Consider the following 25892-nt stretch of genomic DNA (forward strand, 5'->3'; position numbering starts at 1 on the left):
GCGTCAGCTGTGTATAAGAGACAGGAGCAGGGGGCAGGGGAGCATGGGAGCAGAGGACTAGGGATAATATTGATATTTTTCTTGCCTCTTGCCCCTTGTCTCTTGCTAATCACCCATTATCCATTGCCCATTACCCATCACCTATTACCTATTTTGCAGCATTACGATGCTTCTGCAATTCACTTCTCAATAGAGCGATTTCTGCCCTTAATTCGTCAATTTCAGTCTGTAAGTCTACTGAATCTCCCCCAGATGAACTATTACCTGTAGTTGTTCCAGTTGCAGACGATTCTGCCGCTCGATTAGCTCGTGCCATCACTTCTTCTGTAAACTGGCGTAGTTGCTCTTTAGCTTCAGCATCAAATTTGCCTAATTCACTCAAAGCATCAGTCAAGGCGACTTCTACACGCTCATTAATCACTTCAGCTACTGCTCTGCCTACGAAAAAGGCTTGCACAAGGGGATTACTCATAAATTTTTGTAAAGTTGCTCCGCAAAAAGAATTATAACCTGTATATAGGCCGTCATGCTTCTATCTGAAAGTTTTCTCAGTTGGTGAAATACAACCACTGTAAACAGGTGTCTCTCGTCAGAGGATGTTTGAAAAATTTCCGGCGATTATAAATCACGACTACACAAACAAAGTCCACCTGCGTGGACTAATGCAAATTCAAGGCTTTTAAACCCACGTATCCCTTACGGGACCGAAGGAATAGGTGGGTTTCGTCTGCGTGGACTAATGCAAATTCAAGGCCTTTAAACCCACGAAGGTGGGTTTCGTCTGTGTGGTTCCGCGACTTCTAGTCGCCTGGTGGATAATAAATAGACTTATTCAGAGTATCGTTTAAATAGATGAAAACTGCTGTAACATAAGAAATATTTACTTCTTAACAGGAAATAGTAAAAATGCTGGCAAGTTACATTGATAAAGCAATGGAATTAGCAGTTTATGAAATTATTGAAGATGATGGTACTTATTGGGGTGAAATTCCAGGTTTGCAGGGAGTATGGGCAAATTATAAAACCTTAGAAGGTTGTCGGCGCGAGTTAAAAGAAGCACTCAGTGATTGGTTGGCTTTACGTTTACGTTTAGGGTTAAATATTCCTTTGATTGAGGATATTAACTTAAATCAAATTACAGAGCCAGTATAAAAACCTAAAAATACAAATATATTTAAATGTTGTGGTGCAGCTATGTCTAGACTCCTGGTGACACAATATCAAGCCGAAGTAGAAAAAATCATTCAATATGGTGGTTCTCGCAAAGAAACATCCATTCGCGTCGCTTTCCAAAACCTGTTAAACGAATATTGTAAACCTAGAGATTTTTTACTGATTCCTGAATTAGATTATAGATTACCCAATGGTAAACTTGTTTATCCTGATGGGACAATTAAAGACGCTTTGCGCTTAGATTGGGGTTATTGGGAAAGTAAAGACCAATACGACAAATTAGACGAGGAAATAGAAAAGAAATTAAATAAAGGTTATCCCGATAGTAATATACTATTTGAAGATTCTCAAACTGCGGTTTTAATTCAATCTGGACAAGAAACCCAGCGCGTGACTATGCGCGATGCTGACGCAGTAGATAGTATTATTAATAACTTCATTAATTATGTCCGTCCTGAAGTGCGGGACTTTCGGGAAGCAATAGACACATTTAGGCAGGATTTACCTACTATATTAGATTCTCTCAGAAAGTTGATAAAATGTCAAGAGGGTAATAATATATTATTTGAAAACGCCAGAGATAAGTTTTTTAATATTTGTCAAAAGTCTATAAATCCTGAAATTACTTTGTTAGATATTCAGGAAATGATCATTCAACATATTTTAACAGAAGATATTTTTATTAATATATTTAGTGAGTCACAATTTCATCAAGAAAATAACGTAGCGCGGGAATTACAAGGGGTAATTTCTACCTTTTTTACTGGAAGTTTAAAGAGAAATACTTTAGGAAGTATTGAAAGATATTATGCAGTTATTAGACGCACTGCGGCTAATATCGTTAATCATCAAGAAAAACAGAAGTTTCTCAAAGCATTGTATGAGAACTTTTATAAAGCTTATAATCCTAAAGCTGCGGATAGATTGGGAATTGTCTATACTCCGAATGAAATTGTCCGGTTTATGATAGAGAGTACAGATTTTTTAGTACATAAACATTTTGGGAAGTTGTTAGCAGATAAAGATGTAGAGATTTTAGATCCTGCGACGGGAACGGGGACTTTTATTACCGAGTTAATTGATTATTTACCAACCCATAGTTTACAGCACAAGTATAAACATGAAATTCATTGTAATGAGGTGGCAATTTTGCCTTATTACATTGCGAATTTGAATATTGAATTTACTTATAAGCAGAAAATGGGGGTGTATGAGGAGTTTGAAAATATTTGTTTTGTGGATACTTTGGATAATACATCTTTTGCAGGTAAGCAAATGGATTTATTTGCTATGAGTGTGGAGAATACCGCCAGAATCAAAAGACAGAATGATAGAACTATTTCGGTGATTATTGGAAATCCTCCTTATAATGCTAGACAAGATGATTTTAATGATAAAAATGCTAATCGTTATTATACAGCCATAGATAAGTTAATTAAGGAATCTTATATTAAATATAGTAAAGCGCAAAATAATAATGTTGTTTATGATATGTACACTAGATTTATTAGATGGGCTGCTGATAGACTAGGTAATAATGGGATTATTGCATTTATTACTAATTCATCTTTTATTGACGGAAGAACATTTGATGGTTTTAGAAAGGCTGTAAGTGATGATTTTAGTTATATTTATATTATAGATTTACATGGTGATGTTAGGAAGAATCCTAAACTTTCAGGAACTACACATAATGTTTTTGGGATTCAAACTGGTGTCGCTATTATGTTTTTAGTTAAGAAACAGAATAGTGATTTTAATAATTGTCAAATATTTTATATTCGTCGTCCAGATTTTGATACAGCAATTGAGAAATTAAGATTTTTATCTCAAACTAAATTTAATCAAATTCCTTTTGAACATATTACACCAGATAAAAACTATAATTGGATAAATCAATCTGATAATGATTTTGAACATCTTTTACCTTTAGTTGATAAAGATGTGAAAGCGGGTAAAAAAGAAGAAGCTGTATTTAAGTTATTTTCTTTAGGTGTAGCAACGCACCGAGATGAATGGGTTTATGATTTTTGTCAAAATTCGCTAGAGGAAAAAATAAAATTCTCAGTTAAAATTTATCAAGAAAGTTTAAAAGATTCCAAATATCAAGATAAAGATAGAATTAAATGGGATAGAGAATTAACTAAATATTTAGAGAAAAAAATAAATAAAAGCTTTCAAATCGAGCAAATTATAAAAGGATTATACCGTCCTTATAATCAACAATATTTTTATTTTGATAAGCATTTTAATGGGATGACTTATCAATGGTTCGATATCTTAAATAAAACGGACAAAGAAAATAAGTATATTGTCGTACCAGGATTTTCATCGCCTAAAGATTTTCATATTCTAGCCTCACAAGCTATAATTGATTTGAATTGTCTGTCCGCAGGTTCTCAATGTCTCCCCCTCTACCGTTACGACAAAGAAGGAAAACGCATTGATAATATTACCGACTGGGGACTAAAACAAATTCAAACGCATTACCAAGATTCAACAATTACCAAAATAGACATCTTTCATTATACATACGCAGTCCTACATAACCCAGCTTATCGCAGCAAATACGAACTCAACCTAAAACGGGAATTTCCCCGCTTACCCTATTATGAAAACTTCCGAAAATGGGTTAAATGGGGTAAACAACTCATGGAAATTCATATTAACTATGAAACAGTCACACCTTATCACCTAACCCGTCTTGATATTCCCTTAAAAGATAACCAAAAAACACCCAAACCGAAACTAAAAGCAGATAAAACCAAAGATAATATCATCTTAGATGATGTCACCACATTATCAAACATTCCTAAAATCGCGTGGGAATATATGTTAGGTAATCGTAGTGCATTAGAATGGATATTAGATCAATATAAAGAAAAGAAACCAAAAGATCCCACCATTGCGGAAAAATTCAATACTTATCGTTTCGCAGATTATAAAGAACAGGTGATAGATTTATTAATGAGAGTCTGTACCGTGAGTGTAGAAACAATGAATATAATTAGAGAAATGGAATAATCATGTATTCTTGTAGGTTGGGTTAAGCGACAGCGCGACCCAACATCTTAATAAGTAGTCTAAAATTAACATAGTCTAAAATTAACATGATGAAAATAATAATGTCTGAATCAGGATAACCAGGATTTAAGGATTTATAGGATGAATGATTTTTGCTGAATAGGATAGCTGTATATTATAATTGAAGAATAATTTGAACTATCAGAGATGCAGTTTGAGTGGGACGAAGCGAAAAATTTAGAAAATATCCGTAAACATCAGATTGACTTTGAAGATGTTTATAAAATCTTTGAAAGTCCAATGCTGATTGAGGAAGATGAACGTTTTGACTATGGTGAAGAAAGATGGTTTGGTATTGGTTTTTTAGGAAATGGAGTCGCTGTAGTTGTTTGGACCGAAAAACAAGGCAATGTAATTAGAATTATTTCAGCACGAAAGGCAAATCGTTATGAACGAAAAAAATTTGAACAATATCTCACGGACTAATTGGCAAGCATTAGATTCAATGTCAGATGAGGACATTGACTATTCTGATATTCCACCATTAACTGATGAGTTTTTTGAAAAAGCAACTTTGCAAATTCCCGCAGCACAAGCCAAAAATGTTATTCAATTAGAACCTGATATCATAGCTTGGTTTAAAACCCAAAATAAAGACTATCAAACAGCTATTAATCAACTTTTACGTCGTCATATCGAAAGTAGCAGTAATCAAAAATCTGCTTAATAATGTAGGTTGGGTTAAGCGACAGCGCAACCCAACAACTGCTTTAATGAACTAATAATAAAAATATCTGAATCAGGATGTCCAGGATTTAAGGATTTACAGGATGAAGAGATTAAATATTTTTGACAATCACCAAATTTTGTGTATATAAAAATTCTGGGAATGATGATAAAAATATCTGAATCAGCATAAATAGAATTACATTACTTTCAGCATCAAATATTTTATTCAGCAATCCCATATCCGGCAAATCTACCCATATAAATCCAAATCCCAACAAAAATCCTGTACATCCTTAAATCCTGAAAATCCTGATTCAGAAAATAAATGACCTTCTTTAAGCCACTCCATAATCTGTATATGAACGTTTATAAGGAGGATGTAAACCCAACACGATATCTTCTCTGGGAACACCCATTTTTACTAAATCTTCGGCGGGATTTTCCTCTGTTAAATTCTGTTGTAACCAAATTTTGCCGTTTTTAATATCGAAGTGAATCACAGTCATATACACGCGATTTAAATGTTCCCAACCAACATTCATCCACTGATAATGGTCGCGTTCTGTATCAAAGATAAGTTCCACATCTACTTCGTTAGTGCAAATATCATCTTTGGCATAATTTGTTAGTAAGGTTTGAATATATTTTCGATATTTAGCTATGTTATCCATTCTATAATGACCTCATTATCTGGTTCATATAAGTAGAGTAAAGTAAATAATTAAAGGTTTGTAGTAAGGTCTTTAGACCTGAAAGTAGGGCTAAAGCCCTAACTACGAGCCAATTTCAGAATCTGTAAAGTCTGTAATAGCGGAAAGATTAATAAAACTTTTAATTTCTACTGCTATTTTATCACTTTCTCTTTCAGCCGCAATTAATTTCTCAGCACCTAAATCTATATTGAATTTGACGTTGCCAAATTTAAATTTTAGAGGTTCAGTTTACCTACTTACGTAATGCTATAATCAACAAATAACTACTTGGTATCATATCATGATGATTACTCAAGCATTAGAATGTAAAGAAATCTCTCAAGATGTGATTTTTCCTCCCAGTGATTTATATAGTGATGAACCTCCCGTGGAAACAGAACTACATCTAGAGCAAATTATGCTCTTAATCAAATGTCTCAAATGGTTGTGGAAAGATAGATATGATTTCTATGCTGCGGGAAATCTCACCATTTACTATAGTCCTAATCAGAAAAAATCAGAATATTTCCGAGGTCCTGATTTCTTTGTTGTGCTGGGAACAGAACGCAAAACTCGGAAAAGTTGGGTAGTTTGGAATGAAGACGGTAAATATCCCAATGTAATTTTAGAAATTCTCTCCCCAACTACAGCGAATACAGATAGAGAATATAAAAAAGAACTTTATCAAAATACTTTCCGCACCCCGGATTATTTTTGGTTTGATCCTTATACACTAGAATTTGCAGGTTTTCATTTATTAGATGGAAAATATCAACCTCTAGAAGCAAATGAAAAAGGACATTTATGGAGTCAGCAATTAGATTTATATTTGGGAATTCATGAAGGATTATTGCGGTATTTTACACCAGAAGGAAAGTTAGTTTTTACCCCTGAAGAAACCGCAGAACAGGAAACCCAAAGAGCCGAAAAGGAAGCGAGAAAATCAGAACGTTTAGCAGCAAAATTGCGGGAGTTAAATATAGATCCTGATGCAATTTAATCTACAATTAAATGTAGGTTGGGTGAAGCGATCGCGAAGCGCTCCGCAGGAATCGCGCCACCCAACAAAAGTTTTCATAAGAGGATGTTTGAAAAGTTTTTAATGTATAAACAAACCCCTCTCCAAACCTCTCCCCGACGCGGGGAGAGGCTTTGAAACCCCCATTCCCTGGCAGGGAAGGGGGCTGGGGGGTTAGGTTTTTGGAGATTATCGGTTTCATCTAATACTTTCCAAACAACCTCTAATATGATGTTGGGTTTTAGTCAGATTCCCGACTTCTTAAACAAGCCGGGGATCTTGTAATTCGATGCTATAATCAACAAATAACGACTTGGTATCATATCATGATGATTACTCAAGAATTAGAATGTAAAGAAATCTCTCAAGATGTGATTTTTCCTCCCAGTGATTTATATAGTGATGAACCTCCCGTGGAAACAGAACTACATTTAAGACAAATAATTCTCCTTTTCAAATGTCTAGAATGGTTGTGGAAAGATAGATATGATTTCTATGCTGCGGGAAATCTCACCATTTACTATAGTCCTAATCAGAAAAAATCAGAATATTTCCGAGGTCCTGATTTCTTTGTTGTGCTGGGAACAGAACGCAAAACTCGGAAAAGTTGGGTAGTTTGGAATGAAGACGGTAAATATCCCAATGTAATTTTAGAAATTCTCTCCCCAACTACAGCGAATACAGATAGAGAATATAAAAAAGAACTTTATCAAAATACTTTCCGCACCCCGGATTATTTTTGGTTTGATCCTTATACACTAGAATTTGCAGGTTTTCATTTATTAGATGGAAAATATCAACCTCTAGAAGCAAATGAAAAAGGACATTTATGGAGTCAGCAATTAGATTTATATTTGGGAATTCATGAAGGATTATTGCGGTATTTTACACCAGAAGGAAAGTTAGTTTTTACCCCTGAAGAAACCGCAGAACAGGAAACCCAAAGAGCCGAAAAGGAAGCGAGAAAATCAGAACGTTTAGCAGCAAAATTGCGGGAGTTAAATATAGATCCTGATGCAATTTAATCTACAATTAAATGTAAGTTGGGTGAAGCGATCGCGAAGCGCTCCGCAGGAATCGCGCCACCCAACAAAAGTTTTCATAATATGTTTTCATAACATAATGTTGGGTTTTGTTCCGATTGCTCCGCGTTCACGCAGTGTCCCGCAGGGATACGTTTACCTTCCACAACCCAACCTACGGAACTAAACTCTGTTTTTGTAGCAAAAAGTAATTATAACTATGCCCTACAGTGATTTTACACTAAAAAAAGTCCGTCAGGATTTAGCGATCGCCATCCATGAAGGAGGACGGTTTTTTCCAGATGTACCTCCTGTAAAACCTGATGATTTGCTACGTCAAGAACTAGAAGAAGGTTTACCATTGGTACTTGCACGAGGTAGTGAAAAAGCTCGTTCTGAATGGATTATTAGCCCTGTATTAACAGCAGTTCGACGATTATTAGATCGTCAAATTAGCCTCTTTTCTGGAGAAGATTTTACCGTTGATCCTAGTATTGGACTCAATGGTACTTGTGACTTTCTGATTAGTAAATCACTAAGCCAATTAGAAATTCAAGCTCCAGTAGTTATAATTATAGAAGCAAAAAAAGAAAATCTTAATGGTGGTTTAGGTCAGTGTATTGCAGAAATGGTAGCTGCTCAAAAATTTAATGCTGCTAATAATGTCAACATTCCCATAATTTTCGGTTCTGTCACCAGTGGAACTACTTGGAAATTTTTAAAACTGGAGGGTAATGCAGTCACTATTGATATTACTGAATATCCATTACCGCCAGTTGAGCCAATTTTAGCATTTCTAACATGGATGTTATCAGTAAATTAATATTGTTTTCAAATTCTGATTTTTCTTCTAGTTCTAAATATTCTTCTGGAGTGTAATATTTGCTGGATGTTTGAATTTGCATATCAACCTCATATTTTTAATATCAATTACCCAGGATAATGCTTGGCTAAAAATTCTTGTGCTTCTGCTTTATCCTTAATTATACCATCTACAGTTGCAGTCAATAAATCATCAAGTATTTGCTTATATTGGGGACTAGGTTTATAACCCAATTGTTTTAAATCATTCCCATTTAATAGGGGTTGAATATTTCCCCAATTTGTTAAATATTGCCAAATCCGTCTTCTGATTTTCCGGGGACTGTGCAAAGCAATTAAAACTAAAGTTTGCAAATCATATTTTCTGAGTAAATAGAGAGTTTGACTAGGTTTTTCAAAAGTCGGTAATAATATACTTATCTCAGATTCAACTGTAAATAATTTCTCTAATCTGATAATACTATCATCAGTTAATTGCAGATTTCTAGCTACTTTTCCTCGATATTCTGGTTGTAAATAGGCAATTAATACTTCTAGACGCATTTGCCAATTTATTAAAGTTTGTTTTTTGTCAAATTTCCTGAAACAGTGTTTTAATAAATTTAATTGTCGAGAAAGTTCTGCATCTAATTTTAGAGTAGGATGAACACATTGTAAAGCTCCCAAATTATCCAGCAATTCTAAAGCTGATTGCCAATAAGGTGCTGCTAATATATATTTCAATTCGGTTTTTAACCGAGTTTGCAAAGCTGGAGTTTTACTATTTTCTTGACTTGTTCGATCATAAACTCCGCTATTTATCGCATAACGAATATAGGCTTCTGTTTGGGGTTCTAGGGAAAATCCAAACCGCACCGCAAACCGCACTCCGCGATAAATCCGAGTCGGATCTTCAATAAAACTATTAGGGTGTAAAATCCGAACTTGCTGATTTTGTAAGTCTATAAAACCACCAAAGAAATCTAATAATTCACCAGCACGGGGAGAAGTTAACCGCAAAGCCATTGCATTAATTGTAAAATCTCGCCGATATAAATCTTGGCGAATGGAACTAGCTTCAACTTCTGGATTTGCTGCTGGATAAGGATAAAACTCGGTTCTTGCTGTGGCAATATCTACCCATAATGAGTCTAATACTAAATCTTTATGCCATAATAAAGCCGCAGTTTGAAAAGCGCCATGAATTTCTAATCTCGCATTTGGATAAATTTGCTGTAAGGCTTTAGCTAATTCTACACCTGCACCCACATCTGCGGTTTTATGAAAACCATCAACAACTAAATCAATATCATTAATTATTAAACTGCGAGTTTCCGCTTCTGCTAATAGTAAATCTCGCACAGCGCCACCCACTAAATAAAGATGCCAACCGCGTTTTTCTGCTTCTTGAGATGCGAGACTGAGTAATTGCCAAAGCTGAGGAGTGAGACGTTTTTCTAATTCAGTATTGAGTCCTAAATTTCGAGAATAATTATCAGTTGTTAATTCTATATCTTGAATGGTTAATTGATGTAATTCTCTTAAAATATCGGTGCGGGTGACAATACCCACTAATTGCCCCTGATCTAATACTGGTAATCTACCAATATCATAAGTCACCATTAAAGACTCAATTTCTGGTAAAGAAGTATCGGGGGTAATTGTCTTTAAATTACTTGTCATATAACCTTTAACTGGTGCATGACTAAACCCATGATGTAAAGCAATATCTAAATCCCGACGGGAAATAATTCCGATTAATAGATCTTGATTATTAACTATAGATAAACCTGAATGTCCATAACGCAATAAAATCCGTTGGGCTTCGGCTATGGTAGTTTCGGGGCGAATTGTTCGCACTGGCGAAGACATTAAATCTCTAGCTGTGGGCGGATGGGGAATTTGGGCTTTTAAACTATCTAATAATTGTTGTAAAATGGGTTGGGAATCTGTAGTGCGGAGGTTGAGAGATGCTGCTTGGGAATGTCCCCCACCACCATGAGGTTGAAATAAGGAATTAAGATTTGTTTGGGGAATTTGTGTTCTCCCAATTATTGTTAATCGCCAATCATTTTCACCTAAAGGATATTCATTTGCTAACAGTACAGCATCGGTTTCTGTTAAATCAATAATTTCGGTAGCTAAACTTGATAAACTAGGGACAAAACCATCGGTTTTTAGTGTCACCCAAGCAATTGTATATCCCCGCAAACAAAGATATTCTAAATTCTCTAAAGCTGTACTTAATAATTGTTGTAATTGTGGTGATAAACCAGGATCTCGATAGGTAGAAATAACTGATAAATTTGCCCCTTGCTGCATTAACCAAGCTAAAGCTAAAGCGTCTCTGGCTGTAGATTGTTTATAGGTTAATGAACCTGTATCAACATGAATACCCAAAGCCATTACAGTTGCTTGGGCAGAATTTAGAGAAATATTATTTTTCTGCAATTCTTCTACCATTAAGGTAGTTGTCGCGCCTACTTCGTCAATATATAATTGGGTGGTGGGAATGTCTCTATTTTGTCCAAAATGATGATCATAAACGATGATTTCTTGGATATTGGGTAAATCGAACCAGATAGCGGCTTTACCAAGGCGATCGCGCTTTTGAGTATCCACAACCATTAAAGAGCGAATCTGTTCAGGATTTACGGAACGTCTTTCAATCAACGGATACTCATCACGGTGTAAGGCCAAAAAGTCCCGCACAGGAGGATGTGCGCCCCCAGTCAAGACAATTTTACTCCCTGGTTTCAGACAAGTTAACCCCACTGCTGCCCCCAAAGCGTCAAAATCCGCAGTTGTGTGACAAAGAATTAAATCCATATATTTAAGGTGACACGGGACAGGGAACAGGGGACAGGGAACAGGTGACAGGTGACAGGTGACAGGGAACAGGTGACAGGTGACAGGGGACAGGGAACAGGTGACAGGTGACAGGTGACAGGTGACAGAGAATATAATTTCTATCTTAATCATTTTGCCAATTAGCGATCGCCAATCACCAATTACCAATCACCAATCCCCGAAAGAAAAAAACAGATTGGAAGATCAGAAGTGAGCAACTGTTACAAACCAGACGTAAAATATTAATTGATCAGGCGATGCCTTGTGAGTTCATAAGGTTCACTGAAAACCCTAAACTGTTTATACAGCAGCAGTTCCGGGAAAACTAAGATTTAGTTATGTTGGGAAAAACAAAATGAGCATAGTATTTCAAATCGCTTTAATATCATTAGTCCTGTTCTCCTTCGTGCTTGTGATTGGTGTACCTGTTGTTTACGCTACTCCTCAAAACTGGGTAGAATCTAAAAAACTCCTCTGGGTTGGTTCAGCAATTTGGTCCGCTTTAGTCGTGTTAGTTGGTATATTAAACTTTTTTGTGGTTTAGTTTAATGCTTTAAGTATTCACTAGCGCATACCGTACAAACTTTTGGGAGCAGAAAAGCTCAGGTAAAGAGTCAAAAAGAAAAAACTTTATTTTTTCAATATCTTCGCCATTTTTTGTAGGTTGGATTAAGCAACAGCGCAAACCGAAGCATTTGTTGGGTTTCCTTACTTCAACCCAACCTACTAATCAGGCTTTTTTCAGTTTTGCGAAGGTATTGTTTTCTCAACGACTTTTTTCTGATTGTGCTTTCCTGCTCTTCTGTTTTGCTGGCAGAAAAGTATATTAGTAAAGCAGTTATTCTATCTAAATTTATTTAGAGGCAGTTATGGCAGTTTTTGAAGGAAATTTTCAGCACACCGAGTCTTTGCGCTTTGCATTGATTATCGCTCGCTTCAATGATCTTGTCACCTTGAAATTAGTAGAAGCATGTAAAGACTGCTTAAAGCGTCATGGTATAGATCCTGACCCCGAAGGACAGCAAGTAGATTATGTATGGGTTCCTGGTAGTTTTGAAGTTCCTAATGTAGCCCGTCAGTTAGCAATATCTGGCCGTTATGATGCCATAATTTGCCTTGGTGCAGTCATTAAAGGACAAACACCGCATTTTGATTATGTATCGTCAGAAGTTTCTAAAGGTATTGCTGCGGTTAGTTTCCAAACAGGTGTGCCGGTAATTTTCGGCATTTTAACCACAGATACCATGCAGCAAGCCTTAGAACGAGCCGGCATCAAGAGTAATCATGGTTGGGAATATGCTATGAATGCTATAGAAATGGCTAGTCTCATGCGCCAATTACGCCCAAATTTAGCAAGTTAATTGGGTGATGGGTAATAGGTGATGGGTAATTGGTTAAAAATTCTTGCCACTGACAACTGACAACTAAAAAAAAGTTGAGCTAAGGGGTTGACAAAGCTGAATATATCTGGAATAATAATTTTATTGGTGAGTTCGCGGGTGTAGCTCAGTGGTAGAGCGCAACCTTGCCAAGGTTGATGTCGTGGGTTCGAATCCCATCACCCGCTTTCTAGTTAAAGTTGATATATTAAAATAACACTAAAGATTGTCCATCACTGCTAAATTTATCAACGGTGGATTTTTAGTTTGGGAGTTTCTCAGAAAACTTTCCCAGCTATATTATTAGACGCAATTTCAAAGTTTCCCATACTGATTTTCAGGAAAATTGGGGAATAATGTAAAAAACCGCCCAAGTTATTCATCTCGCTTGTGCAACCTCAAAAACCAGATAAAATTGACTTAAATAAGGAATACGCTTGTCCTTGTCGTCGCAATGGACAGTTAATTCCCATTACACTCACAGAAGCGTTTGGATGCGATCGCTGTCAGCAGATTTTTGTTGTCGAAGAAAATGGATATGTATTGGAACAACTTTCTACTACTTATCCTTACAAGCGTGCTTGGCGCTGGAAAGGCAATAACTGGCAAATTGTTCAACCCCGGTTAGGACAAAACTATTTACCAATAACACTCAGCATTATTTTTGTGTTAGTGATTATATGGCTACCATTAGCCCTACGATTAGCTAATAGTTCCAACATCATAGCTTGGGCAATTGTAGCATTGCTATTGGTAATTCTGCCAGCACTAATGGTCTGGCTTACTTACAGACGTTAACTCCATGACAGGTGAAGTAATTGATGATTACCCCGAACCGATGACAAGTGCTAACCGCGCTTTTCAGGCTTCCTTAAAATTGGGAACGACTAAGGGGATAGATAGGAGTCGCGCTGTGTTAGCAATGGCACAAGCGATAGAAAGTGATTTTGATGAAATTCTCGAAGCTAATACGCTGGATTTAGAAGCAAGTCGAGAAATGGCAGTTCCCGAATTAATTCTGGACTGGTTGAAGCTAACTCCCTCTCGGTTGGAGAATACGATTAAAATTCTGCAACGATTGGGAGAACTATCTGATCCTTTACGCCGGGTGAGAACTGCTGATTATCAACAGGAAGACTCTCAAAGCTATACTCAATTGATGCCTTTGGGGGTGATTGCCTTTATTTATGAGGCTTTCCCGGATTTGGGGGCGATCGCTGCTGGTTTTTGCATAAAAACGGGCAATAGTATTATTCTTAAAGGTAGTACGGAAGCTAGTAATTCTAATACTGCGATCGCTAACGCCTTGCAAACAGCCATTACCAAAGTCGGATTACCCGCAGGTTGTGTAGAATTAATCACCGCTGAACATGGTGCTTCAGTGCGAGACTTAGTTACCCAAGATCAGTATTTAAGTTTAGTTATTCCCTACGGACGTTCCAGTTTAATTCAACAGGTAGTCAGACAAGCAACCTGCCCAGTGTTAAAATCAGCAATGGGTAATTGTTATCTGTATTGGTCAGTCAACAGTAGCTTAGAAATGATTCGCTGGATGATTATGGACAGCCATGAAAGCGAACCAGATCAAGTCAATGCCATTGAAAAAGTTTTAGTGCATCGTCAAGCCTTACCATCTTCCTTATCAGTGCTGTGGAGTAGCTTGAAAGAAAAAGGGTTTCAACTCAAAGGAGATGCAGAATTAGTTGCAGCATTTCCCCAATTGCAATTAGCCAAAGATGAAGAATGGGGAACACCATATTTAACCAAAACAGTGGCTTTTAAGTTAGTGGATAGTTTAGAAAGTGCGATCGCTTGGATTAACCAATATAGTAGCAGTCATGCTGATAGTATTGTCACCGAATCCTACCAAGAAAGTCGCCAATTTGCATTAGGAGTAAATAGCGCTTCCACCTACATCAATGCTTCCCCTCGTTTTTCCCGTCACTCCTCACGGGGAGAGGCTGTATTTTTAGGAATGTCCAATCAAAAAGGACATCGCCGAGGATTTATCAGTTTGGAAACATTGACAACGGTGAAGCATATTGTTCAGGGAAATGGACGGTTTTAATAGTGAGTTGTGAGAAATAGAACTGTTATATATTTATAATAGTCATTAAAGATATTCAGCTATTTCTCACAATACGCACAATTTCGTAAACAGAGAGTTTAAGTTATATGTCAAACCGACTAAAGCTTTTTCGGGAAAGAATGGCAGCTTTTGAGGGTGCAGCAAATCCATCAGAAGCAATTGAAAGTGGTTATTATGTCCACGCACCGGGAAAATTACTTGTAGATAATATCTCAAATCGTATAGCTCTGCGTCCGTCATCTTCACATCTTCTTTTAGGAGGTATTGGATCTGGGAAAACAACTCAATTATTAGTTGCTTATCAACAAATTAATCAAATAGAAGATATCCATGCAATATATATAGATGTTAGTGAATATACAGATATTTCTAAAATAACAAGTGGTGTTTTAACTGCGATTGCAGGATTAGAAATTGCTAAACTCATTCAAGATAGTAAAGATAGAAATATTATACAATCTGTCGAATCAATTCGTGATCTTGCAAATGGTTATGCATCCTACAACTACGACGAATATCCTGAGCCGCATGAATATGATGAACCTATTATAGTAAAAGGTATTATTCCAAAGAAATCAGAAGGATATGGGATAAGTTTAGAGTTAGTAAAAACGGTCAGTGAATTAACTAAATATACTTCAGAAAAATATGGAAACCTGGTTCTTCTATTTGATGGATTAGATAGGCTTGATGATGCTAAAATGTTTATGCAGCTTGTGTTTTCAGATGCAAAAGCAATATCATCTGCGGGTATTGGTCTAGTATTAGTAGGTTCTTTAACTGCAATTTATGGAAACTATCATGATACCATTAATAAAAGTTTAGACTATTTTTACTATCAGCCATTTTTTGATGTCGAAAATGATCCAGAAGCTTATAATTTTTTTGAGAAAATTATTCAAACTCGCTCATCAGAAGATTTTATAGAAGCATCAGCAATTAAAGCTTTGATTCACTTTTCTGGTGGGGTTTTACGAGACTTTATTACCCTGACACAAGCCTCCATTGAGGAAACATATCTATCAGGTGAAGATAAAGTACAAGAACAACAAGTTTTAAAAGCTGTTGATTCAACTGGTAGAAATCAATTACTTGGTATATCAGATAATGAACTGAAAATTATTAAGCAAATTCTCCAAACAGGAACATTTATTCCTAGAACTGATGAAGATTTAAGATTATTAGTAAGACGAGTAATTCTTGAATATAGATATCCAAAACTACGTTATGCAGTTCATCCAGCCATGAAACCATTAATTCAACAAATTGTAGATTAAAATGAACTTCGATGATTAATTCACTTACGTCAGTTAGTATTGATGAATTTTTACAGAGAATTGGCTCACAACCAACATCAGGTAATACATGGTCAGCACTGATTACTTCAAATTTAGATAGTCAGCAATTAGTAGATGATTTGCAAGAAACACTTAGCATTTTTGCAGAATGTGAAGTGGGATGCTTTTCTGCAAATTCTGAAACTAATACTTTAGTAGACAAAATTATTAATACAACTGAAGATTATTTAATTCTTTGGAACTTTGAAGAATGGAATAAAAATAATTGGTATGAATTTGATTGTATGCGAAGTTCCCTGATGACAAAACGTGGATTAGTGCTGATTTTATCACCAGAATCAGCAAAAACTATGTTTTCTTATGCTCCAAATATTGTGAGTTGGCTCGGTTCTAGGGTATATTCATTTTTAAAAGATACAGAATTACTCAGTGTTGAAGAAATTCAGGAAAGACTAGCGACACTTGGAGAATGGTCAGGTTTCACTGACTCTCAAATAATCGAAATGGCTGAAACGCGAACTTTACCACCTGAACCTGAATATGCTGAATGGCTTGTCCTTCTGGAAAGGGGAGATTTAATTTGAGCAGTAAGAGTGACTGGGAGCAAATTTGTGAGAATGTACAAGCACGATTAGTAGAAAAGACTCCTCTGACAGTGAAAAGTGCTAACTTCTTGCGAAGTGAGATTTTGAGGTGTTTAACAAAAGCCTGTGATGATAAGCTTTTAAACAAAGAATATTATTCTAAAATTCATGAACTACTCAAAAAGACACCAAAGAGTAAAGGACTTATTGAAATAACTGGAGGACAAAGAAACTTTAAGCGACTTAAAGAAATTCCCCATTTTGAAAGATTTGATGGTTGCTGGTTTGATTTTGCAATTTTAGTGGATGAAAATATTAAACCTGCTGAAATTATTGCTTTTGACTTTGAGATTAGATTTTTAGAAGATAACCCAACTAAATTTTTACGATTTGATCTAAATTTACCAGAACACAATAATGACAATCAAGGAAAACGATTTCATTTACATCCAGGTAATGATGACTTAATGACTCATGCTTCCCCAATGTCACCACTAGAAATTCTGCATTTATTTTTATATGATTTAAAAATGCCTAAACGCCCTCGCGGTTCATAGGAACTTGTAATTGTCAGAATCAGGATCTTGTGAATCTGCAATCTGCTATATCTACAAATATTACTCAAAAGATAGAAGCTCAAACACACAAAAAAGATGATAATTAAATAGGATTAGTATCTATAAATCTCTGTGTAGGTGAGAAAAATGGCAGCACAAAAATTGAGCGAAACTGAACTAACATTAGCTCTGAATAGTTTACCAGGATGGCAAATCAAAGAAGGCAAATTATACAAAGAATATAAATTTAGCTCCTTTGCCACGGCGTTGGGTTGGATGGTTAGTGCGGGTGTTCACGCGGAAAAACTTGGACATCACCCGGAATGGTTTAATGTTTACAATACTGTTCAGGTTAATCTTGTTACCCACGATATCGGTAATGCTATCAGCAATTTAGATGTGGAACTGGCGAAGAAAATGGAGGAATTAGCACTGTAATAGCCCCAGCGAATATAATATGGCTTCGCCACGCTCCGCGAACACAGCTACACGAACAAAGTCCGCCTGCGCGGACTAATAAAGAAAAATTAAGGGCTTTAACCCACTTAGGTGGGTTTTGCTTGTGTAGATGCAGTTTCTAACCGCTGTTTTCATGTTTAAGTTGACTAACTCGTTTCCTGAATCTGTAATCTAATTGTGTGTTCTATCGTCCCGCTTAATTGCAGTTCCATGATTTCCCCTCCTAGTGGTTCTATGCAGGTGAGGAGCGATCGCAAATTAGGCGTACTTGCACCAGTATCTACATATAATCTATCTGCTAAACTACTAATTTTTTTCCAGGTCATATACAATTTGCCGATGGTTTGTTCAATTTGCGATGCTTGATTTACCAAGTCAGCGGCAATACTTAAACAACCGACCCTTTGCGCTTCTTCTAAGGCAGTTTCAATATCCACATCTTCGGCTATTAAGGCTTGGACTTGGGCAGCAGATTTGAGATATTTGGCTAATTGCCTAGCTTCTGAAGTGGCTTGTTTGACAGTATCAACATCAGGATTGGCGGCTATATCCCTTTGTAATGCCTTTTGGTGCAATTCGGGCAGTTTTTCCATTTCCTTGACCAGAGGGGCAATGTAGCGCGGTGGCAGACTGTTATCTGCGGCTTTTTCCCTGACTTCTTCTGGTAATAAATCCGAGGACATGGCTGTCCATTCGTCACTGAGTTGACGGACTTCTCTGCGGGTAATGCGATCGCCTTTTTCTGCGGCTTCACTCACCATCTGTTGCACTTCCGGTGCGGCTTTGGCGGTTTCTACAAATGCCCGTTTACTAAAGTTATTAACCGTATCTGGGTTGAGTTTGCCATCTAATATCAAGGTATCAGCACTATTGGCTAATTGAATCCAACTATAGGCTTGAGTCTTACTGATTTCGCGTTCTTTGAGCCATTTTAGAAAGCCTGTACCGCGTCCATCTCCGCCCTTCTTCTCTCGGTCACGAATAGAACGTAAAATCCGCCCTCGCCAAATTTCTGTTTGCAAGTCAAAGCGATCGCATACCTGCCATGCTACATCAAGTTGTTGTAAAAAGTCAGATTCAGGAATTTGTTCATCTTCTGGATCAGGCAATGCAAAGTCTAAATCTGCTGGCTGTTGGAGTGCAGCCGCAATATCATTCATGGAGTCGGTATCTTGCACGATGGTAGCTGGTTGAGGTATGCGATTTAGCTTATGTTCACACAACTTGCGTCTAGAAAATTGGTGAGATAAAGCAAGTAAGTATTTTACTTTAAAAATTAAATTTTAGGTGACTGGGAAAATGAGAAAATGGAGAAACTGGTAGCTAGAGCAAATAAAGGGGCTAAAGAAAATATTTATCTTCACTTTTGCCTTTTATTCTGTCACCGTGGCGTAGCACCTGTCACCTGTCACCTATTTCCCTTATGAAACAAACTGCGAAAATCCTCGATGGTAAGGCATTAGCCGATAAAATTCAGCAAGAACTTAGCGAGACAATTAGCAAATTACAAGCTAAAATTGGGCGATCGCCTGGATTAGCGGTATTAATGGTGGGAGATAACCCAGCCTCAGCCGCTTATGTTCGTAACAAAGAAAAATCCTGTGCTAAAGTCGGAATCGCCTCTTTCGGTAACCACTTTCCTACCCAAACCAGCCAAACTGAATTAGAGGAAGTAATTGCCCAACTCAACGAAGATGAAAGAGTAGACGGGATTTTAGTCCAGTTACCCCTTCCCAATCATTTAGATGCTGTCAGTCTATTACATCAAATTGCACCGGATAAAGACGCTGACGGACTCCACCCCGTGAACTTAGGACGACTGGTGCGAGGTGAAACAGGTTTACGCAGTTGTACTCCTGCCGGTGTGATGCGATTGTTAGCAGAATATAAAATTCCTTTACAGGGCAAAAAAGCTGTGGTTGTAGGACGGAGTATTTTAGTAGGTAAACCGATGGCTTTGATGCTACTAGAAGCTAATGCTACAGTTACCATTGCCCATTCTAAAACCCAGGATTTACAAGATATTACCAAAAATGCTGATATCTTGATTGCTGCCACCGGTATTCCCGGCATGATTAGTGCTGATATGGTAAAGTCGGGCGCAATTGTGGTAGATGTAGGAATAAACCGGGTTACAGATAGTAATGGCAAAAGTCGGTTAGTTGGTGATATTCAATTTGAAGCGATCGCTAATGTGGCAGAATATATTACCCCTGTTCCCGGTGGTATTGGTCCAATGACAGTAGCCATGTTATTGCAAAATACTGTTTCTAGCTATTTACAAACAACAGGCAACTGAGAAATAATTTTTATGAATATTTATGATTCCTCCGTACAACGGGAATCAACAGCGGATTTTAGATTTACTCCCCGCATAAATTCGGGGACTTTAAACTCTTTAAGATTTTAAATCCAAAACCCAAAATCTAAAATCCAAAATTCGGTGAGTGTTTCCGCCCCAAACCCCCGTAAAATTGGTACACAGATCACAAACAACCCAATATTTTCAAAAGTCAAGAGGAATACAAAGCATGGTAGCAACGGATAAAAGATTGGAAACCCCAAAAAAATCAGAATCAGCTAGTTTTAACCTCGCTACCTATCTCAAAGAACGACAACAGCTTTGCGAACAGGCTTTGGATAATTCCATTACCGTCGTTTATCCAGAAAAGATTTATGAAGCCATGCGCTACTCACTCTTAGCTGGAGGGAAACGAGTTCGGCCTATTCTCTGTCTCGCTACTGCCGACATGATTGGTGGCACAATAGAAATGGCCATGCCTACAGCTTGTGCCGTAGAAATGATTCATACCATGTCATTGATTCATGATGATTTACCCGCAATGGATAACGATGATTATCGTCGCGGTAAACTCACCAATCATAAAGTTTATGGTGAAGATGTCGCTATTTTGGCAGGTGATGGTTTATTAGCTTTAGCCTTTGAACACGTAGCCGCTCAAACTCCTACAAATGTACCCAGAGATAGAGTCCTACAAGTCATCATTCGCCTGGGTAAAGCACTAGGCGCGGCTGGCTTAGTCGGTGGTCAAGTGGTAGATTTAGAATCCGAAGGTAAACCCGATATTTCCTTAGAAACCCTGAATTTTATTCATAATCATAAAACAGCAGCCCTGTTAGAAGCTTGCGTAGTTTGTGGGGGAATTATTGCTGGGGCATCCGCTGAAGATGTGCAAAAATTAACTCGTTATTCTCAAAATATTGGTCTGGCTTTCCAAATCATTGATGATATTCTAGATATCACTGCTACCCAAGAGCAGTTGGGTAAAACCGCTGGTAAAGACCTCACAGCCCAGAAAGTCACCTACCCTAGTCTGTGGGGAATTGAAGAATCTCGCGCCAAAGCCCAACAACTGGTTGCTGAAGCTTGTGCTGAATTAGAATCCTATGGTGAAAAAGCCATTCCTTTGCAAGCGCTCGCCCACTTTATCACCAGTCGTAACCACTAAGCCTAATTTGGGATTTTGGCTAAATTTTGGCTTATCCTGACGTTTTCCTCCATACAACCACTACTCACACTTACTAACTTCACCAAAATACCATGCAGGACATAGGCGAAATTATCAACAACCGCGTACTGCTGGTTGCGCTTGTAGCTTGTTTTGTAGCTCAAGGATTAAAGCTTATCGTTGAGCTAGTTAAACATCGCAAGTTCAACGTGCGTGTTTTAGTGACTACTGGAGGTATGCCCAGCGCCCATTCAGCCCTAGTAACAGCCCTAGCAGACGGTGTAGGTCAGACTTTAGGTTGGGCATCCCCAGAATTTGCTCTAGCTACAGTTTTTGCTATCATCGTTATGTACGATGCCGCTGGAGTGCGTCAAGCTGCCGGCAAGCAAGCAAAAATCCTCAATCAAATGATTGATGAATTATTCCATGAAAAACCCGACTTTTTTCAAGACCGTCTCAAGGAATTATTAGGACATACACCAGTTCAAGTTATTGCTGGTTCAGTTTTAGGTGTAGCTATTTCTTGGTTAGCGCGGGCTGTATATTAGTCGGTTGTCAGTAAACAAGGATATTGCTCGTACGTAATAATCAGATTTTCAGGCAAATCTTGTGTAAATTAGAATCTTATGTAAAAATTTAATTAGTGCGATTCAGGTGTTAAAATTATGCCAACGATTTTTCCTACCCGCAAGCTAGTGGGAATTATACTCACTTGTTTAACAGTAACTTCCTGTGGTGGGGGTACATCTAGTAATACATCTAGTAATACATCTAGCAATACATCTAGTGATACTAACCCAAAGACCTTAACTATTAATGTTCCTTCATTAGGTTATTCGGCAACCTTGGATAAGACTACAACTGCTGCTGATATTGGTAGGGTACGATTAGAGCTAAGAGAACAGTGTAGAAACATCTTTACTGTTGGTAGTCGTTCACAAGCCAGGTGCTTAACTGAAGTTTCGGAAGCAGCACAAGCAGCGGTCATTTTCATTAACAGTTAAAGCAAAATATCAGGATAGTTAACTAATTAACACCCTATCTTATGAAAGAATGCGGGCATATTGTCCGCTTATATATTACCCTAAACTAAAAAAATGATAAATGAAAGAAATCAATATTTTTCCTCAAATATCATTACTAGAACGCTATTTAATTTCTCAATTAATAACCCCTTTATTATTTAGTATTGTCATTGTTACTGTGGTTGCGGAATCAATTGGTATTTCCTTTGAACAATTTAGATTTTTGATGGAGGAAAAGTTATCTTTTGATGTTCTCATATATCTTCATATCCTGAAATTACCAGAATTTATTATTTATTCCCTACCTATTGCCATTTTAATGGCAACTATTTTTACCTATCAGAAGCTATCAGAAAATAGTGAAATTATTGCTTTACAAAACTGCGGGCTTAGTTTATACAGATTAGTATATCCTGCGGTAATGATAGGTTTATTATTAACAATTTTGATGTTAATATTGAATGAAGTAGTTGTTCCTCCAGCTAACTACAAAGCAGCAATTACTCTAGAAAAACATCTAAATATTAGTAGAGAAAATCTCAGAAGCCATGATATATTTTATATTCAAATATCTAAAAATAACACAGATGATTTAGTTACTAAAAGTAAATATCTTAAATACCTATTTTATGCAAAGGAATTAACCAAAAGAAAAATGAAATCTGTAATCTTATTAATTAGAGATAATGAAAGATTAAAGATGATTATTAATTCTAAATTTGCAGAATGCTATGGTGAAGAATATTGCTACTTTTATGATGGTGCTAAAACAATTATTAATGCTGATGGTTCTTATGGAAAAAATATAAAATTCGATAAAATACCTTTATATTTACCTAAGATATCTTTACAATTTAAGGCAGATAGAGAAAAACTTGATCATAGAGAAATGACTCTACATCAAGCCTATCAGCAATTGTCAATTTTAGAAACAGCAGGCGATCACCAAAATTTTCTCAAACTACAAGTTCACATTCAAAAACGCTTCACCTCAGCTATTTCCTCCACTGTATTTGCCTTTTTAGGTTCAGCCATAGGCATTAACTTAAAAACAAGAACCAAATATAACAGCTTTGCCTTAACTTTGGGTATCATCCTACTCTACGATATATTTCAACTAATTACAGGTATTTTGGTTGTATCACAAAATATCTTATATGCTTGGGTTTGGTTGCCAAATATAGTCGGTACTAGCATTGCGGGTTATTTACTAATTAAGAAAAATTCGCTGTCATTAATTTAGTAAGCTGTTGTGCATTTAGTTTGTATAATTCTAGCGGGCAAGATGCCCGCACTACAAAGTTCAAGTAAATTATGGTTATCAAATTTAGCTGCGTAACAGCTTAAACATATTACGCAAAACATAAATCATACCGCCATAATCGTCGTGGAATGATTTTAAACTCTCCTCTAATTAATCAGAACTTACGCAACTGGCACATTGGTAGGGTGCGTCAGGTATCAACAATCTGTTTATTTGCAGGATTTATGCAGTAGTAAAGCACCCTACAACAGATTTTTGGTGTGACACTTGCGTAAGTCCTATTAATATCAACGGACGGTCGAGCGGAGTAACACCACTTTGCGACCATCAGCTAAGACAGCTACAAAGCCACTCTCGCTGAGTTTTTGCAATGTATTGTATGCTTCTTTTTGGTTGGTAGTATAAACTGCCAACAGGTAAGGGCGTTGTCCATAGGAGACAAAACCCACATCACCTCCTACGGATTTTTGCAAGCTACTAACCATTTCTGGACGGTTGAAATAATCAACCAGAATTGCATAACCTTCCCCTAATATTTTGGGGTTGTAGCTGATTTTTGAATTTGGTACTTTTGAAGTTGTTTGTGGTACTTGTTGAGGCGTTTGCTGTATAGGAAGAGTGGCGATAATGGCAGATAAACCAACTATATTCTGAATATACCTTGCCCAGCGATTGGCATCATCAATCTTTCTGAATCCACCAATCCGCGTTACTGTTTGATTGTTATATTTACAAATAACTGTTTTTAATTCAGTCGGTAATGCACTACGCAACTGCTTTTGATTTTCAGTTGTAGGACTGACTACCAACAATAGATATTCTTCTACACTTGGTGGTTGACAATTAGTAAGATTTTGTTGAGCAATACCAGGATTAATATTGCTAATTAAAGGGACTACCGACAGTAATAACACACTTGGCAAGATTTTTAATATTTGCATAAATTGGTAATTGGTAATTGGTAATTGAGAAATATATTCCCTGTTCCCTGCTCCCTGTTCCCTGTTCCCTATTAAGAAACTGTACTGAGAGATGCTAAGGGGTTGGGTATGCTATCAGAAGGGGCGGAAAATTCGCCAGTAATCACATACTCTAACCGCAGTTTTAGCCAGGTAATAAATTGGGCATTGGTGGAAATAATAGCTGCCGCAGGTTGAGGACATTTCTTTTTAATATCTTTCATTTCTGCTGCTTCTAAAAAAGCGGGTTGCTTAACTAACCAAAAATCAATTTCTTTTTCTTGTTCATGATAGTTACGAGTCCGTTCTTTGAGAACTTCTTCTATCGGTTCTTCTTCCATAAGAAAGTGTTGACTGGCCAAAACGTAATAGTATGTTTTCATTTTCTTTGCTTGCTGACTAATCTATAATTTTAGGGTAAGGTGGTAAGATCCCCGACTTCTAGTATTAATTTATCATTTATAAGACTTACGCAAGTGTCACACTAAAAATCTGTTGTAGGGTGCTTTACTACTGCATAAATCATGCAAATAAACAGATTGTTGATATCTGACGCACCCTACGAATGTGCCAGTTGCGTAAGTCCTAATTTCTGGAAATCATGAAAGAAGAAGTTGGGGATCTGCTATAATTTTAGGCTACAGTGTTGAATCTGTACCCTGAGTAATTAACTTTTCTTCAATCCCTGAAACCAAGAACCAAAAGGACAACCACTGCCCTTATTTTCACTATTTTCTAGTTTGCCACCTGCTGTCAGGCTTTCTAAAAATAGGGCATTATCAAAATAGTGTTCTAAGGAAACAATTTTTAAATCTTCGGTGACATGAGCAACACTCATACCGATAATTTCTACTGTTTTGCCTGTGGGTGCATAATCTTTATATTTACCCTGAAAATGTCCCCAGTGTCTCCATTTAAATGTAACATTCGGTGGACCAGAATAAACCGCTAACACTTCCCAGGGAAATCCTTGGGGGAAGGTACTATGAAAGATATCATGGGAAGATTCAAAACTTTCTTCTGAAGCCTTGTAATGTTCAGAATCAGCCATAAATAAATTATAAGTACCTGATTTACCTAACTCGGCGGCGGTGTATTCTTGACCCCCATTACTTGTTACCCGGAATTTGTCATTGACGATAGATAACCACTGTGTGGGGTTAGTTTTCCATGACACTTCCATTTCAAAGGTTCTGACGAGATTTTCGACAATTGCTTCCAGTGTACCTTCTAGATGATGGTGGATACTCTCTTTTGCTAGGTTTTGCTGAGAACGGCTATAGTCAGGGGCTTTTTGATAACGCCATTGAGCATCTGTGCTGGCTGCAATTACTTTAGCTCTATCTTGTACCCATAGGGGCAGGTTGTTAGACTGTTGAGAAGTCATAGTAGGTCGAAGTTGCTAATTTGACTTGTGAGGATTTCGCAGCTAACACCCCTCTAGGACTGGGGACTGGGGACTGGGGACTGGGGACTGGGGACTGGGGACTGGGTAATAG

At 37.1% G+C, this 25892-nt stretch carries 27 protein-coding genes, 1 tRNA gene and 1 pseudogene; 21 read left to right on the top strand and 8 right to left on the bottom strand.

What is annotated here, in order from left to right:
- Positions 1-148: 148 nt before the first annotated feature.
- Positions 149-472 carry a DUF6825 family protein gene (locus IQ226_RS19875; RefSeq protein WP_096669336.1) on the bottom strand — a complete coding sequence of 108 codons (324 nt, stop codon included), beginning with the start codon at positions 470-472 and terminating at the stop codon, positions 149-151.
- Between the two features lie 434 nt (positions 473-906).
- Between IQ226_RS19875 and IQ226_RS19880 the strand changes: the two genes are divergently transcribed.
- From IQ226_RS19880 to IQ226_RS19895, 4 genes are all read left to right on the top strand, one after another.
- Positions 907-1152, top strand: coding sequence for a type II toxin-antitoxin system HicB family antitoxin (locus tag IQ226_RS19880; RefSeq protein ID WP_027402125.1), 246 nt, complete (start codon positions 907-909; stop codon positions 1150-1152).
- Positions 1153-1194: 42 nt separating this feature from the next.
- The gene (locus IQ226_RS19885) at positions 1195-4197 is read left to right on the top strand and encodes a type ISP restriction/modification enzyme (protein WP_193898220.1); all 3003 of its coding nucleotides are present in this window, start codon (positions 1195-1197) and stop codon (positions 4195-4197) included.
- Positions 4198-4404: 207 nt separating this feature from the next.
- Positions 4405-4683, top strand: a complete 279-nt coding sequence (locus tag IQ226_RS19890; RefSeq protein ID WP_096669332.1) for a BrnT family toxin — start codon at positions 4405-4407, stop codon at positions 4681-4683.
- A complete protein-coding gene (locus IQ226_RS19895; protein ID WP_096669330.1) occupies positions 4646-4924 on the top strand; it encodes a BrnA antitoxin family protein in 279 nt (92 codons plus the stop codon). The genes IQ226_RS19890 and IQ226_RS19895 overlap by 38 nt, the downstream gene beginning before the upstream one ends.
- Before the next feature lie 337 nt (positions 4925-5261).
- Here IQ226_RS19895 and IQ226_RS19900 read toward each other — a convergent pair whose 3' ends face one another.
- Positions 5262-5597 (bottom strand): XisI protein, encoded by a 336-nt coding sequence (locus tag IQ226_RS19900; RefSeq protein ID WP_193898222.1) that lies wholly within the window; start codon positions 5595-5597, stop codon positions 5262-5264.
- A 126-nt stretch (positions 5598-5723) separates the two neighbouring features.
- A pseudogene (locus tag IQ226_RS19905) lies at positions 5724-5864 on the bottom strand (element excision factor XisH family protein); the annotation flags it as partial.
- A 55-nt stretch (positions 5865-5919) separates the two neighbouring features.
- On the opposite strand from IQ226_RS19905, the gene IQ226_RS19910 reads away from it, so the two are divergent.
- The 3 genes from IQ226_RS19910 (at position 5920) to IQ226_RS19920 (ending at position 8481) form a co-directional block, all read left to right on the top strand.
- Entirely contained in the window at positions 5920-6618 is a 699-nt protein-coding gene (locus IQ226_RS19910; RefSeq protein WP_193898224.1) for a Uma2 family endonuclease, read from the top strand.
- A 344-nt stretch (positions 6619-6962) separates the two neighbouring features.
- Entirely contained in the window at positions 6963-7661 is a 699-nt protein-coding gene (locus tag IQ226_RS19915) for a Uma2 family endonuclease (protein ID WP_193898226.1), read from the top strand.
- A gap of 217 nt (positions 7662-7878) precedes the next feature.
- Positions 7879-8481 carry a hypothetical protein gene (locus IQ226_RS19920; RefSeq protein ID WP_193898228.1) on the top strand — a complete coding sequence of 201 codons (603 nt, stop codon included), beginning with the start codon at positions 7879-7881 and terminating at the stop codon, positions 8479-8481.
- Positions 8482-8588: 107 nt separating this feature from the next.
- Here the strand turns inward: IQ226_RS19920 and IQ226_RS19925 are convergent, their stop codons facing one another.
- Positions 8589-11288, bottom strand: coding sequence for a CBS domain-containing protein (locus IQ226_RS19925; protein ID WP_193898230.1), 2700 nt, complete (start codon positions 11286-11288; stop codon positions 8589-8591).
- Between the two features lie 376 nt (positions 11289-11664).
- Between IQ226_RS19925 and psbZ the strand changes: the two genes are divergently transcribed.
- From psbZ to IQ226_RS19970, 9 genes are all read left to right on the top strand, one after another.
- Positions 11665-11853 (top strand): photosystem II reaction center protein PsbZ, encoded by a 189-nt coding sequence (gene psbZ, locus IQ226_RS19930; protein WP_193898232.1) that lies wholly within the window; start codon positions 11665-11667, stop codon positions 11851-11853.
- A 325-nt stretch (positions 11854-12178) separates the two neighbouring features.
- The gene (ribH, locus tag IQ226_RS19935) at positions 12179-12670 is read left to right on the top strand and encodes a 6,7-dimethyl-8-ribityllumazine synthase (protein ID WP_193898234.1); all 492 of its coding nucleotides are present in this window, start codon (positions 12179-12181) and stop codon (positions 12668-12670) included.
- A gap of 134 nt (positions 12671-12804) precedes the next feature.
- Positions 12805-12876 (top strand) — tRNA-Gly (locus IQ226_RS19940).
- 202 nt (positions 12877-13078) lie between these two features.
- A complete protein-coding gene (locus IQ226_RS19945) occupies positions 13079-13486 on the top strand; it encodes a hypothetical protein (protein WP_193898236.1) in 408 nt (135 codons plus the stop codon).
- 4 nt (positions 13487-13490) lie between these two features.
- Entirely contained in the window at positions 13491-14756 is a 1266-nt protein-coding gene (locus IQ226_RS19950; RefSeq protein ID WP_193898238.1) for a glutamate-5-semialdehyde dehydrogenase, read from the top strand.
- Positions 14757-14896: 140 nt separating this feature from the next.
- Positions 14897-16054, top strand: a complete 1158-nt coding sequence (locus IQ226_RS19955; protein WP_193898240.1) for a hypothetical protein — start codon at positions 14897-14899, stop codon at positions 16052-16054.
- A gap of 11 nt (positions 16055-16065) precedes the next feature.
- Positions 16066-16659 carry an ABC transporter permease gene (locus tag IQ226_RS19960; RefSeq protein WP_193898242.1) on the top strand — a complete coding sequence of 198 codons (594 nt, stop codon included), beginning with the start codon at positions 16066-16068 and terminating at the stop codon, positions 16657-16659.
- The gene (locus IQ226_RS19965; protein ID WP_193898244.1) at positions 16656-17216 is read left to right on the top strand and encodes a hypothetical protein; all 561 of its coding nucleotides are present in this window, start codon (positions 16656-16658) and stop codon (positions 17214-17216) included. Before IQ226_RS19960 ends, IQ226_RS19965 begins: the two co-directional genes overlap by 4 nt.
- Before the next feature lie 147 nt (positions 17217-17363).
- Complete coding sequence (locus IQ226_RS19970; RefSeq protein ID WP_193898246.1) at positions 17364-17654, top strand: 4a-hydroxytetrahydrobiopterin dehydratase; 291 nt, start codon at positions 17364-17366, stop codon at positions 17652-17654.
- A gap of 167 nt (positions 17655-17821) precedes the next feature.
- Here IQ226_RS19970 and IQ226_RS19975 read toward each other — a convergent pair whose 3' ends face one another.
- Entirely contained in the window at positions 17822-18835 is a 1014-nt protein-coding gene (locus IQ226_RS19975; protein WP_228039564.1) for a hypothetical protein, read from the bottom strand.
- A gap of 263 nt (positions 18836-19098) precedes the next feature.
- Between IQ226_RS19975 and folD the strand changes: the two genes are divergently transcribed.
- The 5 genes from folD (at position 19099) to IQ226_RS20000 (ending at position 23413) form a co-directional block, all read left to right on the top strand.
- Positions 19099-19974: a bifunctional methylenetetrahydrofolate dehydrogenase/methenyltetrahydrofolate cyclohydrolase FolD gene (folD, locus tag IQ226_RS19980; RefSeq protein WP_193898250.1), complete on the top strand. Its 876-nt coding sequence runs from the start codon at positions 19099-19101 to the stop codon at positions 19972-19974.
- A 232-nt stretch (positions 19975-20206) separates the two neighbouring features.
- Positions 20207-21145, top strand: a complete 939-nt coding sequence (crtE, locus tag IQ226_RS19985) for a geranylgeranyl diphosphate synthase CrtE (RefSeq protein ID WP_193898252.1) — start codon at positions 20207-20209, stop codon at positions 21143-21145.
- A 92-nt stretch (positions 21146-21237) separates the two neighbouring features.
- Positions 21238-21693 (top strand): divergent PAP2 family protein, encoded by a 456-nt coding sequence (locus IQ226_RS19990; RefSeq protein ID WP_193898253.1) that lies wholly within the window; start codon positions 21238-21240, stop codon positions 21691-21693.
- 117 nt (positions 21694-21810) lie between these two features.
- A complete protein-coding gene (locus tag IQ226_RS19995; protein ID WP_193898255.1) occupies positions 21811-22149 on the top strand; it encodes a hypothetical protein in 339 nt (112 codons plus the stop codon).
- Positions 22150-22249: 100 nt separating this feature from the next.
- On the top strand, positions 22250-23413 hold the full coding sequence (locus tag IQ226_RS20000) for an LptF/LptG family permease (protein WP_193898257.1): 1164 nt from the start codon (positions 22250-22252) through the stop codon (positions 23411-23413).
- Positions 23414-23721: 308 nt separating this feature from the next.
- Here IQ226_RS20000 and IQ226_RS20005 read toward each other — a convergent pair whose 3' ends face one another.
- The 3 genes from IQ226_RS20005 to IQ226_RS20015 all read right to left on the bottom strand — a co-directional run bounded on the left by IQ226_RS20005 (position 23722) and on the right by IQ226_RS20015 (position 25780).
- Positions 23722-24375, bottom strand: coding sequence for a hypothetical protein (locus IQ226_RS20005; protein ID WP_193898259.1), 654 nt, complete (start codon positions 24373-24375; stop codon positions 23722-23724).
- A gap of 71 nt (positions 24376-24446) precedes the next feature.
- On the bottom strand, positions 24447-24776 hold the full coding sequence (locus IQ226_RS20010; RefSeq protein WP_027401931.1) for an MgPME-cyclase complex family protein: 330 nt from the start codon (positions 24774-24776) through the stop codon (positions 24447-24449).
- A 284-nt stretch (positions 24777-25060) separates the two neighbouring features.
- Positions 25061-25780, bottom strand: a complete 720-nt coding sequence (locus tag IQ226_RS20015; RefSeq protein WP_027401930.1) for a hypothetical protein — start codon at positions 25778-25780, stop codon at positions 25061-25063.
- Between the last annotated feature and the right edge of the window lie 112 nt (positions 25781-25892).

This window comes from Dolichospermum sp. LEGE 00240 (assembly GCF_015207875.1).
Lineage (GTDB): Bacteria > Cyanobacteriota > Cyanobacteriia > Cyanobacteriales > Nostocaceae > Dolichospermum > Dolichospermum gracile.